This window comes from Verrucomicrobiia bacterium (assembly GCA_036405135.1).
In the GTDB taxonomy this organism is placed as follows: domain Bacteria; phylum Verrucomicrobiota; class Verrucomicrobiia; order Limisphaerales; family JAEYXS01; genus JAEYXS01.
In genome coordinates, this window is sequence record DASWYF010000037.1 from 46,598 (window position 1) to 63,628 (window position 17,031).

Here is a 17,031-nt window from a genome sequence, read left to right on the forward strand (position 1 = left end):
AGTACGTATGCGTTAAATTGTCTTGGACAAGCACATGGAAAAGTTAAATATTTAGGCTTAGACAGCATGAAGTTGAGCAGAAAAATCGTGGCGTTAACGCTGGTCGGCACCTTTTCCGGGGTGGCGGCTGCGGCGGGTGTTTTGGATCTGTTGAAAAAGAAGGAGCCGGTGCAATACGCGGCTGCCACGACGACGGCCAAGGCGGCTTCAGCTCCGGGCAAAACTATTTCTTACGAGAAGGACGTCAAGCCCATCCTTGAGGAGTTTTGCTATGATTGCCATTCTGACGGGACAAAGAAGGGCGGGGTGGCACTGGATGAGCATGCGGATCTGGCCACCTTGATGAAGGACCGGAAGTTCTGGAACAGTGTGGCGGTGAACACCGAGCAGCGCCTGATGCCGCCGGAGAAGAAAGCCCAGCCGACCCAGGAGCAACGGGACATCATCTCAGCATGGGTGAAAAAAGAGGTGTTCAAAGCGGACCCGAAAAACCCTGATCCGGGCCGGGTGACGATCCGCCGTCTGAACCGCGTGGAGTATAACAACACGATCCGTGATCTGGTGGGAGTGGATTTTGATCCGGCGGATGATTTTCCGGCGGATGATACGGGCTACGGTTTCGATAATATCGGTGACGTGCTCTCGCTCTCGCCCATCATGCTGGAGAAGTACATGAAGGCGGCACAGAACATCTTGGACAAGGCCATCGTGGTGGGACTGCCGAAACCGCCGAGCACGCGCTATGGAGCGACGCGGTTGGCCGGCGGTACACCGCACGGGGAAGGGCGCATCCTGGTCTCCAACGGGGAGATGTTTTTCAATCACAAGTTTCCTGCGGATGGCGAGTATTACCTCTATGTGAAGGCTTACGGGCAGCAGGGCGGCCCGCAACCGGTGAAGATGGCGGTGCGGTACCTGGGGAAAGATTTGAAGCAGATCGATGTACGGGAAGTGGAGGACAATCCGGGCACGTTTGAAGTCAAGTTCGCCGCCAAGGCGGGTGATGGGCGCGTGGCAGTGGCGTTTCTGAATGATTACTATCTGGCCCCTCCGGCCAAGGACAAGGGTAAGAGGCGGCCGATCGATACGAATCTGATCGTCAATCATGTGGATGTGGCGGGGCCGATCAATACGACGAATCCGGTTTATCCGGACACGCACAACCAGATCTTCACGAAGAAGCCGAAGGGCACGGATGATCGTGTGGCAGTCGGTCGTGAACTGGTGGAGGCGTTTGCGACGCGGGCATTCCGTCGTCCGGTGACGGGCGGGGAGATGGACCGTTTGATGACGATCTTCAACCTGGCTGAGAAGAACAAGGAACCGTTCGAGATGTCGGTGAAATTGACGTTGCAGGCGGTGCTGGTGTCGCCGCACTTCCTGTTCCGTGGGGAGATCCAGCCGGAACCGGATAATCCGCAGAAGGCGCATCCGATCAATGAGTATGCGCTGGCTTCGCGCCTGTCGTATTTCCTGTGGAGCAGCATGCCGGACCGGGAGCTGTTCGATTATGCGCGGCGCGGGGAATTGCGGAGGAACCTGGCTTTCCAAGTGCAGCGCATGTTACGTGATAATAAGTCCAAGGCGCTGGTGGAGAACTTCGCGGGGCAATGGCTGATGTTGCGTAATCTGGACATTGTTTCGCCGGACCCGAAGACTTATCCGGACTGGGATGACAGCTTGAAGGGGTTGATGCGGAAGGAGACGGAGATGTTCTTCGAGTATATCATGCGCGAAGACCGGCCGTTGCTGGACTTCCTGACGGCGGATTACACGTTCGTGAACGAGAAGCTGGCGGACCATTACAATCTGGGCGGTGTGGTGGGTGACAAGTTCCAGAAGGTGTCGCTGGCGGGCACACAACGGTCCGGTGTGTTGACGCATGGCAGCATATTGACGATCACGTCGAATCCGACGCGCACCTCGCCGGTGAAGCGCGGTCTGTGGGTGCTGGAGAATCTATTGGCCACGCCGCCGCCGCCAGCTCCACCGGATGTGCCGGCGCTGGAGGATAACAAAGAAGCGGCCTCAGGCAGCTTGCGTGTGCGGTTGGAGAAGCATCGCGCGGATGCGGGTTGCGCTTCGTGCCATGCGCGCATGGACCCCTTGGGCTTTGGCTTGGAGAACTTTGACGGCATCGGCGGGTGGCGGGAGAAGGATGAGGGTTTCAAGATCGATCCTGCGGGCAAGCTGGTGAGCGGTGAGGCATTTGCCGGGCCGAATGAGTTGAACAAGATTTTGGCGAGCCAGAAGCGGGAGGAGTTCCTGCACTGCATGGCGGAGAAGATGTTGATCTATTCCTTGGGCCGCGGTCTGGAATGGTATGACAAGCCGACGCTCGAGCAGATCTCCACTGAAGTGAAGGTGGGGAATATGAAGTTCTCCGCGTTGATCATGGCGGTGGTGAAGAGTGTGCCGTTCCAGTTGCGCCGTGGGGATGGGGAGAGATAATTAGTTAGCTCGAGGACGACGACGAGAACGAGGACGATTAGGAGTGGGGGGGCACCCCTCATCCTCGGTCCTTCTCCCCTCCGAGGGGAGAAGGAAGATTAAGAGCGGACGTGGCAGTGAAATTTGTCCGTATATCGGCGGGTGAATATTGAATTAAGTTTTTGTTTCCATGGTCTAATGGAAGTAAAGTTGTAACAACAAAAGCACAGACGAAACATATGAACAAATCGTGGCAAATCCCGCGTCGTACCTTTCTAAAGGGTTTGGGCACCATGCTGGCGCTTCCTTCGCTCGAGGCGATGGTATCGCCAGTGGCAAACGCAGCTGAAGCCGTTGCTGGCGCAGCGGCGGGTGCGTTGCCACGACGTATGGCGTTCGTCTATATCCCGAACGGTGTGATCGGGGAGAACTGGTTCCCGCAGGGGACGGGGGCCAATTATCTGCTTTCGCCGACACTTGCACCGTTGAAGAATGTGAAGGATGACGTGCTGATCGTATCCGGTCTGAAGCATGACAAGGCCAAGGCGAATGGTGATGGCGCGGGCGATCATGCGCGGGCGAATGCGACGTTCCTCACAGGTGTGCAGGCGCGCAAGACGGCCGGTGCGGATATCCGCGTGGGTACGTCCGTGGACCAGATAGCGGCGATGAAGATCGGTCGCCAGACACGTTTCCCTTCGCTGGAGCTGAGCTGCGACAAGGCGCGTCAGGCCGGTTCGTGCGATTCCGGTTACAGTTGCGCGTATCAGTACAATCTTTCCTGGAAGACGGAGACGATGCCGATGGCACCGGAGAACGATCCGCGCCGCGTGTTCGAGCGTCTTTTCGGCGGCGGTTCGGCGAATGAGAACGCGCAGGCGCAGGCTCTCCGCAAGCAGTATGACAAGAGCATCCTGGATTTCGTGATGGAGGATGCCAAACGCCTGCAAGCGCAACTGGGCACGAACGACAAGCGCAAGGTGGACGAGTATCTGGCGGGTGTGCGCGAACTGGAATTGCAGATCGAGGCGTCTGAGAAATTCAACGCGAAGGAACTGGATTACAAGAAACCGACGGGCATCCCGAAGGAGAAGTCCAATCACTTCAAGCTGATGTATGACCTGATGACGCTGGCGTTCAAGACGGATACGACGCGCATCTCGACGTTCCTGATGGCGCATGACGGCAGCAACAGCCCGTTCCCGGAGATCGGCATCCCGGACGGTCATCACAATCTCTCCCATCATCAGAACGACAAGACGATGATCGAGAAGCTGAAACGGATCGATCATTTCCACATGCAGAATTTCGCCTACTTCATCCAGAAGCTGAAGGACACGAAGGAGGCGGACGGCACGCCGTTGCTGGACAACTGCATGGTGGTGCTGGGCAGCGGCATCGGCGATGGCAACCGCCATACACATCATGATCTGCCGGTGGTCATCGCGGGCAAGGGCGGCGGGACGATCAAGACGGGCCGCCACCTGAAACTGCCGGAGCAGGTGCCGATGACGAACCTGTATCTCTCCATGCTGGATCGCATGGGGGTGACGGGCATCCCGCGCCTGGGTGATAGCACGGGGCGGTTCCAGTATCTGGGCTAATCAAGCCGCAGTAGAATCACGAGAAAGGCCGGACGAGAAATCGTCCGGCCTTTTGCTTTTAGCCACGGATGAAACACGGAATCACACAGATGAGAGGGAGCGAGGCTTGGATGGTCTGAAATGCAAGAGCGCGCCCGAGTGGTGGTGAGGCCCGGGCGCGCTTGGTTGTCTGCGAGGACAAGCAGAAATCACTGCTTCTTTTGCTGGGAGAGGTAGCTGTAGATGAGGCAGCGGTAGCTGGGCAGGTGATTGGAGAACAGGGCACCGAGGCCTTCGATGTCGTTGCGCCAGTCGCGGTGGAGTTCGCAGGCTACGCCGAACCAAGTCATCAACTGGGCACCGGCGGCCTGCATGCGGAACCAGGCGGCATCGCGGGTGGTCTGGTTGAAGGTGCCGGAGGCGTCGGTCACGACGAAAACTTCATAGCCTTCTTCCAAGGCGGAAAGGGCGGGGAAGGCGACGCAGACCTCGGTGACGATGCCCGCGATGAGGAGTTGTTTTTTGCCGGTGGCTTTGACGGCCTTCACGAAATCGGGGTTGTCCCAGGCATTGATGTTGCCGGGGCGGGCGATGTAGGGGGCATCGGGAAAGAGTTCCTTGAGTTCAGGGACGAGGGGGCCGTTGGGGCCGTCTTCAAAGCTGGTGGTGAGGATGGTGGGGAGCTTGAAGTATTTGGCAGCATCGGCCAGCGCGAGGACGTTGTTCTTGAAATCATCCGGCGAGAAATCATGGACGAGGTTGGTGAGGCCGGTCTGATGATCCACGAGCAGGACGGCGACATTGTTTTTATCGAGGCGGTTGTATTTGAAGTTACTCATAAGGCTTTGGGTTAAGGGTTGGGCGGCGCAGTCGAATCGCCGGCTTTTTGTGCTCATAATCTAGCCTAGATGAGGGCAAGCGGTGAAATGCTTAGTTGCTTGGCTTAGCATGCGTGCAAGGTATGCTCGTGGCATGGAACTGCGGCATTTGCGTTATTTCGTGGCGGTGGCCCGGGAGGAGAACATCACACTGGCAGCGGCCCGGCTGCATGTCTCCCAACCAGCATTGAGCCGCCAGATACGCGATCTGGAGTGTGAACTGGGTGTCGAGCTGTTCGTGCATGGGGCCAAGGCGATCCGGCTCACGGAGGCGGGGCGGATCTTTCTGAATGAGGCGAATGCCGTGCTGCAAAGGGCGGAGGACGCGATCGCAGTGGCGAAGTCCGTGGCCAACGGTAGCAAGGGCGTGATCCAGGTGGGCTATGCGCCCTCGCTGATGGTCGAGATATTGCCGCTGACGTTGCGCCGGTTCCAGCAGACGAACCCCGGAGTGCGGGTGCAGTTGCACGATCTCTCCACGCAGGGGATGCTGGAGGGGCTGAAGGAGGGGCGGTTGCACGCGGCGCTAATGATCCGGACGGAAGTGAAAGCGCGGCGGGGTATCCAATTTGAAGAGCTAGGGCGACTGGCGATCTGCGTGGCGGCGCATCCCGAGCATCCATTGGCGCGGCGGCGGCGAATCGGTCCGGCACAGGTGGCGCAGGAGCGGTTGGTGGCGTACACGGCGGCAGATTATCCGGAGTATCATGCGTGGCTGGCGGACTTGTTCGCGCCTTTGAAGATGCGGCCGGTCATCAGCGAGGAGCATGACAGTTCGACGAGTTTGATCGCCTCGGTGGAGGCGGGTCATGGAGTGGCGCTGGTGCAGCAGGGGTTCGAGTGTTTGACGGGACCGCGACTCAAGGTGCGGCCGATCAGCCCGGCGCCGGCACCGTTTGTGATCGGAATCGCTTATTGCGAGGAGGTGGCGAAGGGAGCGGTGATGAAGTTTGTGGAGGTGGCGAGGGAGGTGGGTGGGAGTTTGGTCAGCGGGAAGGGGTTTTAGGAACCCACGTCAGACTGCTGCTATCGGGCGTGTAAATGGTGAGAGACCAGTGTCCAGCGACTCTGGGGTGCGAAAGGACGATGATGGTCTCTGGGGTGGGATGATGGCGGCGCTTGGAAAAGTAAAACTTAAGCGGTTTAAATTCCTCGGCTTTGAGGTCAGTAGGAGCTTTGAATTCTTTCAGTTTCCATTCCATGAAATTCAGTTCCTCGGAGATTTCCCGGTTAATGGTCGCACGGGGTAAGATTTTTCCAGAAAGGGTAGCGCGGGCGAAGGTGGCGATCTCAGCGAACATGGCCGGTTTGGCGTGGAACTCGATTTCCAAAGGATGACCGGCATACATGGCTTTGCCTTTCCAGAAATCTTCCTTTTCCTGAACGAGCTGGCCGAGGCCTTCGACAGTGCGTGGTGGAGCGAGTTGCGGGGTGTTGGGTTTAATCTCGGTTCTGGCTTTGAGGGTGATGGGGTATTTATTGGATCCCGACTTGGGGAGATGAATTACGAGGTCGTATTCGGCTTCGATGGAGTTGGTGCTGGCGTTCAGAAAGCGGATCTCTTTCAGATCCACCCAATTGTGTTCGGCGAGAAAGTAAAACGAGCCTTCGTAATCTGAGCCGGGTTTGAAACGTTTGTTGGCCAGTTTGGCGGGATCGAGTGAAGGCAGGGGAATGTGTTCGAGTTGGATTTCTGGCTCCAATTGCTTCGCGGAATCTGGGTCGAGGAAGGTGAGAGGCTCCGTCTCGATAACAATGCTGACCTGTCCTTGGTATTCCGAGCTGCGATAGGTGGAGAGAATGGCGCGTTCGGCCTTGGGCGGGGTTTGGAAAAAGCTGTTGGTTGGCACGGGTGAGGTTTCTTTGGTTTGAGCGGAGGCACTCCATAGGTCAATCACGAGAAACGTGATGAGAGTAAGGAGCCAGTGCATGGAGGCAGGATGACAGGAGAAATGTTTAACGTCCAATGTTCAGATAGGGATGAACATCAAGTGTTGGGTGAAATGCTGAGGTGTATTATTTAGAGCCTGTATCAAAATGACATTTTGCCGGTGAATCTTTTATTCAATCCCGCTGCAAACTGCGTGCAACCTGCGAGGAAACCTCATTTTGATACGCGCTCTTAGTTAATGGAGAAGTAGAAGGGGTTGGTTTTTATAGTTCCAAGTTATCGCAGTTTATTCTCGAAAGTTTCGAGAAAAAGTTAGGGACCGGGTGGAACCGGTCCTTACCGGATTGGTTAGAGCCTCGTTCCTCGGCTGAGGAAGGAGCGGCCGGGTGATCCCGCATGCGGGACTGCCCACCTCTAGTTAGTTCCGCCTCATCACTTCGGCGGCTACGATTGGAGAGGGGAAAGAACAAGGCCAGCTTGCGCTGGCCTTTTGAAAAGAGAGTTGAAGGTGACTGAACGGTTTTACTTGTTCAGGCCTTTGACGAATTTCTCCAAGCGGTCCAAGCCCTTCTCGATGTTGGCGAGGCTGGTGGCGTAGCTGATGCGGAGGTAGTCGTCGGCGCCGAAGGCGATGCCGGGGACGGCGGCGACTTTTTCCTGTTCGAGCAAACGGGCGCAGAAGTCGGCGGATTTGAGGCCGACCTTGGAGATGTTCGGGAAGAGGTAGAACGCGCCCTTGGAGTTCACGCAAGAAATTCCAGGGATGCTGTTGAGCTTCTGCCAGGCGTAGGTGCGGCGCTTCGCGTATTCGGCGAGCCACTTGGGCAAGTGATCTTGCGGTCCGGTGAGCGCGGCCACGCCGCCTTTTTGGGCGAAGGAGGTCGGGTTGCTGGTGCTGTGGCTCTGGATGGCATCGATGGCCTTGGCGATCGGTTCCGGAGCGGCGAGGAAGCCCAAGCGCCAACCGGTCATGGACCAAGCCTTAGCGAAGCCGTGGACGACAATGGTGTGGTCGTAGTGGGCCTGCGAGAAGCTGGCGACGGACTTGTGCACGGCTCCATCGTAGAGGAGATGCTCGTAGATTTCATCGCTCATGATGAGGACGCCTTTTTCCACGCAGATGTCACCGAGGGCTTTCACCTCTTCCGGCGTGTAAACGCTGCCGGTGGGGTTGCTCGGGGTGGTGAGGATGAAGAGGCGGGTGCGCGGGGTGATGGCGGCGCGGAGTTGCGCGGGCGTCACCTTGAACTCGGTCTTGTCGGACGTGCTGATGATGACGGGGGTCGCGCCGGCGAGCTTAGCCATCTCGGGATAGCTGAGCCAGTAGGGGGCGGGGATGATGACTTCATCTCCCTCTTCGCAGGTGGCCAGAATGACGTTGTAGCAGGAGTGTTTGCCGCCGCAACTCACGATGACTTGTGAGGGCTTGTAGGTGAGGCCGTTCTCGCGCTGGAACTTGTCGGCGATGGCCTGGCGGAGCTCGGGGATGCCGCTGCTGGGGGTGTACTTGGTGAAGCCATCAGCAAGGGCCTTGGAGCAGGCGTCCTTGATGTGTTGCGGGGTGTCAAAGTCGGGTTCACCGGCGCCGAAACCGACGACGTCTTCACCGGCAGCCTTCATGGCCTTGGCCTTGGAATCAATGGCCAAGGTCAAAGATGGCGACAGGGACGCGGCACGCTTCGAGATATGATAGTTCATAACAAAATCGAGTCGGGAAGGATTAGCGAGCGGGGGGCTGCGGGCAAGAACGAATTAGCCAGGGCGGGTTGCACCCGCGGGCCCATTATGGGAAACGTCGAACACCCAACTTCGAATCTCGAAAGGCGGCTGGTTATTGGGCGGCTTTCAGACGGTAGAAGGCTTTGGGTTCCTTAGGTGGTTCCAAGATGGTGATGGCGGTCCAGTTCGAAAGGTCGGTGGATTTCTCGATGGTGACGCTATTCTGGCTGGAAACTTGGAGGGCACCTTCGGGGATTTGAACGGCATCTTCGGCGAAGTAGTAGGTGATGTATTGGATGGGGGGTGTGCCTTCCACGGTATACGGTTGGATGTTCAGTGTGACGGGACCAGCGATGAAGAAGTTGAGATGAGCTTCATGGGAGGCGGTCAGATTAATCTGAGGCGAGATGATGCCTCCACTGGATGTCACGGTAGCATTGATAGATGGGCGCTGGCTTGTCCGAAAAATATCGACGATACGCAAAGTTTTTCCGGCAGGAACAGAAATACTCAAGCCTTCAGTGATGTCATACGTCTTGGTGATCAAGCCGTTGGCGGGAAATGTTTGATAGAAGACGGCACCGCTGCCTGGAGAGTTGGTGCCCTTGAATTCAAATACGGCAGGACCTTGAACGGTCACTACTTGGGTTGCGGGCTGAACATCGGTGGTCAACTGGAGCGTGACACTGTCTTTGGTCAGGTAACAGCCATACTGAGGCACGACGTAGTGCATGCGGATGGCCTGATTGGCTGGCACATTGATGACGTGATTGGTTTCGACATCCGGTGGGAATACCACGGTGACAGTCTCACCATAAGCAGGTAACTGAAGAATCAGGGTGAGCAAAATCAGCTTCCACATGAAGCCGACGAACTTGAGTGGCGAATGTGTCGTGTTTGGCATGGCGATATGGGCGTTAAATGAGTCCCTGTTCCACTCTTTTGAACAGAATGGTGAACGATTAGTCGAGCAAATCCTTGCAGTGTTTATGGGACAAAGTCTTTTAGATCACTGTGCTGCTTTCAGACGGTAAAAGGCCTTGGCATCCTTGGGGGCGGGGACAACGCCAACCGTGGACCAGTTCGAAAGATCGGTGGATTTTTCAATGGTGATATTCGATTGGCTGGAAACTTGGATGGCGCCTGCGGGGAGCTGGATAACATCTTCGGTGAAGTAATAGGTGAGGTAACGGGTGGAGTCGCCAGAGCTGGTCACGGAAAAGGTCACGGGGCCGGTGACGAAGAACGGAAGATGTGCGCCAAATTCAGTGGACAGGTTTCCTTGAGGTGAGGTGACGCCCTCTGTGTTCTTGAGCACGTAGGAGAGAATTGGGGCCGAGGAGCTGTCTATAATCCGAAGGGTCTTGCCTGCGGGGACCAAGATATCAAGGCCCGCAGAGGCCAGATAGGTTTTGGTCACCAAACCTTCGGACGGCAGAATCTGATAGGTTAGGGTGCCTGTGGAGGTTGTGTTGGTGGCTTTCCATTCAAAGGTCAGCGGACCTTGGACGGTGAGGATGTTCCGATCAGCATAGATGTAGGGGAAAAAGGAGATGGTCGTTGCGTCTTTGGTCAGGTAACCGCCCCAGTTCGGCAGGTTGCAGTACAAACGGAGCGCTTGGTTTGCCGAGATGTTCAGGACGAAGTTGGTGGTGGTTCCCGAAGGAAAAACGATAGTGGCGGACTGGCCGTGAAGAGAGTTTTGCAGAAGACTGGCCAGAAGCAGAAGCCCGATAAATACGCGAATGAAGCGACCGGAGGTTTGCATAGTGTATCTCGTTGGATGTGTTGACATTCCTGTCCTTCCTGATTCGCAAATTTCCGCAGGGAAGTCGAGCAAATCCGGGCTGGAAAGAGCAGGAAGCGAACGTGGGTCAACCCATCCGGCCGGTGAGGCGATTGAGGGCTTCTTCGAGCTGGGAAATCTTCACCGGCTTCACCAGATGTTCACTAAAACCGGCCACGAAACATTTACGGATGTCTTCATCCATGCCGTAGCCGCTCAGGGCGATGCCGCGGAGGGAGGGACAGCGAACGGCGAGTTGCGACATGAGTTCGTAGCCGGTGCCATCGGGCAGGCCGAGGTCGCTGACGAGGATATCGAACTCCTGCTTGTTGACGTGCTGGAGAGCAGTGGTGACATCCTTCGCAACTTCCACACTGTAACCACGGCGAGTGAGCAAGGTATGGAGGGAGACGGCCGTATCCGTGTGATCTTCGACGAGCAGGATGCGCCACGGCTGGCTGACAGTGGCCGAGGGCGGCGAGAGGACAGAAGGCTTCAGTGCAACGGGGTTGGTTTCGAACGCAGATTTATCGGCGTTTTGCAGTGGCAGTGACAGGGTGAAGGTGCTGCCCAAGCCCGGTCCCAGACTGTTGGCAGTGAGGGTGCCAAGATGTGATTCCGCAATGGCACGGCTGATGGCAAGACCGAGGCCAAGGCCGCCGAACTGGCGGGTAATCTGGCGATCGCCTTGTTCGAAGGCTTTGAAGAGACGTTGCAAATGGGAGGATTCGATGCCCTTGCCGGTGTCTTCCACCTCGATGGTCAGTTGCGGGAGTTCGGCAGATTCATGGATGCGCGTGCGGATGGTGATGGACCCGCCAGCAGGGGTGAACTTGATGGAGTTCTTCAGCAAGTTCCAAAGGATCTGCGTGATGCGGGCGCCATCGACGAGGATCATCCGCTCAGGCTCGGTGATGTCGCGGACTAGGTTGAGATCGCGCGCCTTGAGTTCGGGCAGGCAGGTCTTGATGGCGTCTTCGATTACTTCGCCCAATGGAACGGGCGTGAGATGAAGCTCGAGCTTGCCCTGGCTGATGCGTGTGAGGTCGAGCAGGTCATCGATGAGGCGGGATTCCAGTTCGACGTTGCGACGCATGGTCTCGAGATCGCGCGTGATCTTCTTCGGGAGCGAAGAGGCGTTTGTGCAGAGATCGGAGAGCAGGGCGAGAACGGGCGTCAGCGGAGTGCGCAGTTCGTGACTGAGCGCGGCGAGGAAATGGTCTTTCGCGTGGTTGGCCTGTTCCGCAGCAGCGCGGGCTTGTTGCTCGGCTTGGTAAGCGGTGGCGGTATCCATCGCGGCAGCGGTTTGGGCGGCGATGCCGACGATGATCTTTTCATCGCGTTCAGTGAAGACACCTGCCTCTGAGTGACCGAAAAACAATCCGCCCAAGACAGTTCCAGAGCGCGAGATGACAGGCACGGCAAGGTAGCTGACCACGGGCAGATGGCCAGCGGGCATGCCGTGATGCGGGGCGTTATGGCCGAAGCGCAGGTCTTGCCGCACATCGTCACGACGGATCACTCCCTCGCCGCGAAAGGTAGGACCGAACAAGCCGGTGGCGCGTGGCATCGGGAATTTGGAAAAGGCTTCGCGAGGAACGCCAGACAGGGCGTAGAGCATGTAGGAGCCGCCTTTGTCATCGAGCACATTGTAGAAGAAGGCACCGAATTGCGCACGTGTGACCTTGGTGCCGGCATCGGTGATGAGCTGGACGATCTTGCTGATGTCGAGCTCGGTGGCGAGGGCGCGGGCGACGCTGTTAAGCTGCTCGGTGATGGCGTATTCCTCGCGCAAGGCTTCCTCGACGTTCTTGCGCTCGGTGATGTCCTGCACGATGCCGATCATGCCGGTGATGGAACCATCAGCGGCATAAACACCCTGGCCATTGGCGGCGACCCAGCAATTCTCGCCGGAAGGGCGACGCACGCGGTACTCGATGCGATAGGCGGAGTGCGTGGCCAGCGCGCGTTCCACAGCGATTCGGGCGCGTTCGCGATCGTCGACGTGGAGGTAATCGCGGAGCTTGGTCCAAGAAATGGTAGTGCCTGGCTTGAGACCGAAAATCTCCAGACCACGAGCGCCGAAGACGACTTCGTCTGTGTGGGTGCTCCAGGACCAATCACCCAGTTCACCGGCGGCCAGGGCGAGGTTCAGATGCGCTACAGCCTGTTTGCGGCGGGTGGCTTCTACGGCACGATTGGTGATGTCGTGAAAGCTCCAGACGCGGCCGACTTTTTCGCCGTTCACGAGTTGCCATTTCGAGTAGCGTTCTACCACGCGGCCGTCATTGAACTCGATGATGTCAAATGTCTCCGGAGGCCAGACGGTGTAAATCTCCTCGATGCGTTCGAGAAAAGGGATGGGATGCTTCACCATGCTGGCGGCGAGCTTGCGCAGTTCAGCACGGTTTTCAGTGACGAACATTTCCCGGGTCACGCCCCAGAGTTTCAGGGCGTTTTCGTTGAACCAGGTTACGATGCCTTTCTCGTTGGTGACGATGATGGCATCCGTAGTTGCTTCGAGGGTGGCCTGCAGGAGAGAAAGAGAATGAGCCAAGGCGGCAGCATCAGTTGCGGCAGCCGGTTGGAGAGTCGAGTCTTTCTCAGAGTTTCCCAAGCGTGTGCTCCTGAGGATGGATTGAACCGGCAAAGCATTGGCAGGGGCAGTGCTTCTGCTGGAACCCTGCGTGTGCGGAGTGGCGATTCATGTGGGTGATGGTCTATGAGAAGACCCGTCGAATATAAATCTTTTTCAGTCAGCCGCAAACAAACATTCGTGCCGGGAGTGGCACAGGCTCAATAAACCAGCAGATCAATGAGCTTCTGACCGGTGGCGGTCAATTCCCACTGGTTGCCCTTTTTGCTGACCAGTCTGCGGCAGGGGTGTTTCGCTTGTTCTTCGGCATTCACACTCAGGAGCTGGATGCGCGCTTTGCCGGGGATCTCCATGGCAGAACGGGGGATGAGTTGGAAGGGCAGACCATTGTAGTTCAGGGCGATCTCGTATCCGGCGATACCGCTCTTCTCTGCCAGGGGATTGCGACGGACCAGACGGATGTAGCGCGCGAGCCACGGGAATTTATTGTCGCGCACCACGATCCGGCACAGTTCCCTTTGATTGCGTATATAGTTCAAAAAGCTGTAACGGGAACCGTCCTTGTGCTGTTCGCGCAAGACTTCCAGTGGATCGACGCCGATGAGGTTCTGACCGTTCCAATCACCGTGGTCGTTTCGCTGGCCGGGGAGATAGGACTTGTGCCATTCGGAAAAGCGATCGTTGACCATGAAGTTGATCTCAAAATGCAGGTGCGCGCGGTCTTTGGTGATGGCCTGACGCGTATTCGCCGTGCGGCCCATAAGGCCGATGACTTCACGCGACTTGACGGGCTGACCGATCTTCAAATCACTTCGGACAGAGGCTAGATGGGCGTAAAGCGTGTAAACTTCGAGTCCTTCGATGTTGTGCTTGAGGATGATGTAATTGCCGTAATTCGAGAGGGCGACTTTGCGGTTGATGTAGGCAACGGTGCCATCCGCTGCCGCCCAAACATCGTCAGTGGGTTCGCCTTTTTTGTCGCGGTTCAAAGGCAGGATGTCGATGCCTTCATGCATCTGCCAGCCTTCGGAGCGGACGCAACCGAAGGTGCCGCTGCGCCAATCGCGACCCGGTGTGGGTGCGAAATACTTGGTAACGCCTTCTGGATCGTAGATGGCCCGATTGGGCGAGGGCAAGATGAATGGCTGTGCGTTAAGCGATGCTGGCAACAGGATGAGTAAGGCGAGCAGCGTAGTGCGTACGACAGGTGGCATGTGTAAGGTCAAAGTGTAGGAGTTACGATGAGGCTTTGGCCCGGTCATTTATCATCAATATCTTTGATGAGGTTCTTTTTCCTGACTTCCACGATGATGTTGTTTAAGCCCAGAGCGATGCGTTCCGCCTCTTCGCGGGTGGCATCCGGGGTGAAGCGCAGCACGCCATCCTTGATCGGCTCATTGATGTAAGGAGCTGCTAAGAAGCGGAGCTTGTCCGTGGTGTCCCCGAAGAGGGCGGCGACGACTATCTGGCGGCCTTTGTAAGCGGTGGTCTGGTTTTCAAGCAACCACGTGCCGCGACGGTTGAATTCTAATTTCAGCACAAATCCGCCGATGTCATCCACTACGGAAGCCTTGGCCAAATTGATCTCATCCAAGAAAGCGATCTTATGGATGTCGATGGTCACCGGGTTGGCGCGATAGACTCGGACCTTGACGGTCCGCTCTGTGGCATCTGGTTCTTCTTGGAGATAAACACGCAGGAATGTTCGCTCCTTGCCTTTTTTATCCAGTACGGTCTTTTGTTCTTTGGGTGGCTTGTCCTTCGCATCCTTTTTGCTTTCGGAAGAGGAGGCGCAACCCGTCAGGACGATGGCCAAAGCCAGCGTCAAATAGATGTTGATACGTTTGCCATGAGTAAGCATAGTCTCGCCCTACAAATTCAGAACCGAATTAAAGATATGGGCAAACAGTATAACAAGACGATTAAACGGAAAAGAAGAGTTGCTTACGTGAAACGCCGCGCCGACAACGCCAAAGCGAAGTACGGCAGCAAGAAGGCCTAAGCCCAGCTTTTTCCCAGTCCAGCCACCACAAGCGATTGTGGTGGCTGTTTTCGTTTTCTTCAACCGGTAGATGTCCGGTTTTCTTAACTTCAGCGACACCTGTTTGTAACACATAGGTGCGAGCTTGGTGCTGACTTCTATGAAAAAAGTCATCATCCTGACAGCCGGATTCGGCGAGGGCCACAACGCGGCGGCCCGAAATATCCGCGACGCACTGGAGCACATCTCCGATGAGGTGAAGGTGGAGGTTCTCGATCTCTTCGAAACCAGCTACGGCTCCATCAATGAGATTGTCAAAAAAGCCTACCTCGGGCTGGTGCAGTATGCACCGGGGGTCTGGGGCGGCATCTATAACCTGCTGGATAACTCCGCGCTGCTGAACCGCAACCTCGGCGGCTTTGGCCGGTTGCGCGATGCTCTCGGCGACATCCTGCACGAGACGCAGCCGGACTGTGTCGTCTCCACCTATCCCGTTTACGCGCATGTCATACAGGAGTTGTTCAAGGATCACTCGCAGCGCAATTTCCGTTTCATCACCGTGGTCACGGATTCCATCTCCGTGAACGCCGCCTGGTTTCGCGCGCCGAGCGATCTCTATTTCGTGCCGAATGATGAAACAGCGGAAGTGATGATCGCCGCTGGCGTGGACTCTGAGCGTATCAAGTCCATGGGTTTCCCCGTCAGCCATCTTTTCGCGGAACTACAAAAGGAAGTGCTGGATCGTCCGGAAGCGGCGAAGCTACGGCGCATCCTCTATCTCATCAACACGGGTAAGAAAAAGTCCGGCAAGGCACTGGACCGTCTACTGGAATTGCCGGATGTCCACATCACTGTGACGGTCGGTCGTGATGCGGAGTTGAAAGAAAAATTGCTCGAACGCACGGCGGAACACAAAGACCGCGTGGAGATCCTTGGCTGGACGAATAACATGCCCGCGCTCATGCGGCAGAGCCACCTCATCATCGGCAAAGCCGGTGGTGCGACGGTGCAAGAGGCGATCGCCGCCAAGACGCCCATGATCATCAATCAGGTGATCCCTGGGCAGGAAGAGGGGAATGCGCGCCTCATTGAAGAAGCGGGCTTCGGTGCCATTGCGGAGAAGAACAAGGAAGTGGTGGAACTGGTGGAGGATGCCTTTGCGGATGGCTCCAAGCTCTGGCACAAGTGGAAGAAAAATCTCGAAGCCAAGAGCAAGCCGGATGCTTCTCTGAAAATTGCGGAAGCTATCCTTGCCGAGAGCGACCGGCAGGATGACCCAACGAAGAAGATCAAACTCTTCGAGAAACCCTCGGAACGTTTGATGGAACGAACGGTTGCTGGTATGCCGGGTGTCATCACGAATCAGCAGAAGATGCTCCTGTGCGATTTCCACATGCACAGCAATTACTCGGACGGCAAATTGTCCGTGCCCGATCTCGTGGATTTCTATGGCAAGCTGGGCTTTGACTGCATCTGCATCACAGACCACTTGGCCGATCCGCGTCGCCTCATCGGCAAGCTGGTGAAGCTGAGCAATCTCACGCTCGGCCACAATCAAGTGGAGGAATACTTCGCCGTCATCGAACGCGAGCGCAAACGTGCCTGGCGCAAGTACGGCATGATCGTGATGACCGGCATCGAGTTCAATAAGGACGGCTACACTGCAAAGTCCTCGGCTCACTTGCTGGGCATCGACCTGAAAGCGCCCATTGACCCCGCGCTGGATTTGCCCGAGACCATCGCGCACATCCATGGGCAAGGCGGCTTGGCCATCGCGTCACACCCGCACTTGATGAAGAGCGAGTGGGGTAAGAACACGCTGCACCTCTGGGAGAATATCGACACCTACGCGCCGCTCATCGACGCGTGGGAAATCGCGAATCGGAATGATATCTTCAATCCCGTGGGCACACGGCAGTTGCCCTTCGTGGCGAACAGCGATTTCCACAAGCCCAAGCACATCTACTCGTGGAAGACGTTGCTGAACTGCGAGAAGAACGCCGACGCGATCAAAGAGTGCGTGAAGAAAAACGAACACGTCGCCATCACGCTCTATCGTGATTTTCCGAAGACGATAAAGCAGATGCCGCGCGTGGAAGTGGCTCCAGAAAATGTGGTACACTTGGAGCACGACATGCGGTTGCGGCAAGTAGGGGCTTAAAGTCAG

General features: G+C 56.7%; 12 protein-coding genes. 4 read left to right on the forward strand and 8 right to left on the reverse strand.

Going from position 1 to position 17,031, the window contains the following annotated elements; genetic code table 11:
• Window positions 1-66 precede the first annotated feature (66 nt).
• Together VGH19_18115 and VGH19_18120 are read left to right on the forward strand one after the other, a co-directional pair.
• Window positions 67-2,451, forward strand: a complete 2,385-nt coding sequence (locus VGH19_18115; protein HEY1173290.1) for a DUF1592 domain-containing protein — start codon at window positions 67-69, stop codon at window positions 2,449-2,451.
• 218 nt (window positions 2,452-2,669) lie between these two features.
• Window positions 2,670-4,034, forward strand: a complete 1,365-nt coding sequence (locus tag VGH19_18120; protein ID HEY1173291.1) for a DUF1552 domain-containing protein — start codon at window positions 2,670-2,672, stop codon at window positions 4,032-4,034.
• A 188-nt stretch (window positions 4,035-4,222) separates the two neighbouring features.
• Here VGH19_18120 and ycaC read toward each other — a convergent pair whose 3' ends face one another.
• The gene (ycaC, locus tag VGH19_18125; protein HEY1173292.1) at window positions 4,223-4,852 is read right to left on the reverse strand and encodes an isochorismate family cysteine hydrolase YcaC; all 630 of its coding nucleotides are present in this window, start codon (window positions 4,850-4,852) and stop codon (window positions 4,223-4,225) included.
• A 133-nt stretch (window positions 4,853-4,985) separates the two neighbouring features.
• Between ycaC and VGH19_18130 the strand changes: the two genes are divergently transcribed.
• Window positions 4,986-5,897, forward strand: coding sequence for a LysR substrate-binding domain-containing protein (locus VGH19_18130; GenBank protein HEY1173293.1), 912 nt, complete (start codon window positions 4,986-4,988; stop codon window positions 5,895-5,897).
• Here VGH19_18130 and VGH19_18135 read toward each other — a convergent pair.
• From VGH19_18135 to VGH19_18165, 7 genes are all read right to left on the reverse strand, one after another.
• A complete protein-coding gene (locus VGH19_18135; GenBank protein HEY1173294.1) occupies window positions 5,878-6,822 on the reverse strand; it encodes a hypothetical protein in 945 nt (314 codons plus the stop codon). The two genes, VGH19_18130 and VGH19_18135, sit on opposite strands and share 20 nt — an antisense overlap.
• Before the next feature lie 482 nt (window positions 6,823-7,304).
• Window positions 7,305-8,480 carry a pyridoxal phosphate-dependent aminotransferase gene (locus VGH19_18140; protein ID HEY1173295.1) on the reverse strand — a complete coding sequence of 392 codons (1,176 nt, stop codon included), beginning with the start codon at window positions 8,478-8,480 and terminating at the stop codon, window positions 7,305-7,307.
• A gap of 133 nt (window positions 8,481-8,613) precedes the next feature.
• Window positions 8,614-9,405 carry a hypothetical protein gene (locus VGH19_18145; GenBank protein HEY1173296.1) on the reverse strand — a complete coding sequence of 264 codons (792 nt, stop codon included), beginning with the start codon at window positions 9,403-9,405 and terminating at the stop codon, window positions 8,614-8,616.
• Window positions 9,406-9,510: 105 nt separating this feature from the next.
• Entirely contained in the window at window positions 9,511-10,269 is a 759-nt protein-coding gene (locus tag VGH19_18150) for a hypothetical protein (GenBank protein ID HEY1173297.1), read from the reverse strand.
• Between the two features lie 106 nt (window positions 10,270-10,375).
• The gene (locus VGH19_18155; GenBank protein HEY1173298.1) at window positions 10,376-12,904 is read right to left on the reverse strand and encodes an ATP-binding protein; all 2,529 of its coding nucleotides are present in this window, start codon (window positions 12,902-12,904) and stop codon (window positions 10,376-10,378) included.
• 179 nt (window positions 12,905-13,083) lie between these two features.
• Complete coding sequence (locus VGH19_18160; protein HEY1173299.1) at window positions 13,084-14,097, reverse strand: M23 family metallopeptidase; 1,014 nt, start codon at window positions 14,095-14,097, stop codon at window positions 13,084-13,086.
• A 44-nt stretch (window positions 14,098-14,141) separates the two neighbouring features.
• Window positions 14,142-14,744, reverse strand: coding sequence for a hypothetical protein (locus VGH19_18165; GenBank protein HEY1173300.1), 603 nt, complete (start codon window positions 14,742-14,744; stop codon window positions 14,142-14,144).
• A 280-nt stretch (window positions 14,745-15,024) separates the two neighbouring features.
• On the opposite strand from VGH19_18165, the gene VGH19_18170 reads away from it, so the two are divergent.
• On the forward strand, window positions 15,025-17,025 hold the full coding sequence (locus VGH19_18170; GenBank protein HEY1173301.1) for a glycosyltransferase: 2,001 nt from the start codon (window positions 15,025-15,027) through the stop codon (window positions 17,023-17,025).
• Window positions 17,026-17,031 lie beyond the last annotated feature (6 nt).

Coding starts and splice junctions, on each gene's coding strand:
- VGH19_18115 (HEY1173290.1), top strand. CDS start 67: ATGAAGTTGAGCAGAAAAATCGTGGCGTTAACGCTGGTCGGCACCTTT.
- VGH19_18120 (HEY1173291.1), top strand. CDS start 2,670: ATGAACAAATCGTGGCAAATCCCGCGTCGTACCTTTCTAAAGGGTTTG.
- ycaC (HEY1173292.1), bottom strand. CDS start 4,852: ATGAGTAACTTCAAATACAACCGCCTCGATAAAAACAATGTCGCCGTC.
- VGH19_18130 (HEY1173293.1), top strand. CDS start 4,986: ATGGAACTGCGGCATTTGCGTTATTTCGTGGCGGTGGCCCGGGAGGAG.
- VGH19_18135 (HEY1173294.1), bottom strand. CDS start 6,822: ATGCACTGGCTCCTTACTCTCATCACGTTTCTCGTGATTGACCTATGG.
- VGH19_18140 (HEY1173295.1), bottom strand. CDS start 8,480: ATGAACTATCATATCTCGAAGCGTGCCGCGTCCCTGTCGCCATCTTTG.
- VGH19_18145 (HEY1173296.1), bottom strand. CDS start 9,405: ATGCCAAACACGACACATTCGCCACTCAAGTTCGTCGGCTTCATGTGG.
- VGH19_18150 (HEY1173297.1), bottom strand. CDS start 10,269: ATGCAAACCTCCGGTCGCTTCATTCGCGTATTTATCGGGCTTCTGCTT.
- VGH19_18160 (HEY1173299.1), bottom strand. CDS start 14,097: ATGCCACCTGTCGTACGCACTACGCTGCTCGCCTTACTCATCCTGTTG.
- VGH19_18165 (HEY1173300.1), bottom strand. CDS start 14,744: ATGCTTACTCATGGCAAACGTATCAACATCTATTTGACGCTGGCTTTG.
- VGH19_18170 (HEY1173301.1), top strand. CDS start 15,025: ATGAAAAAAGTCATCATCCTGACAGCCGGATTCGGCGAGGGCCACAAC.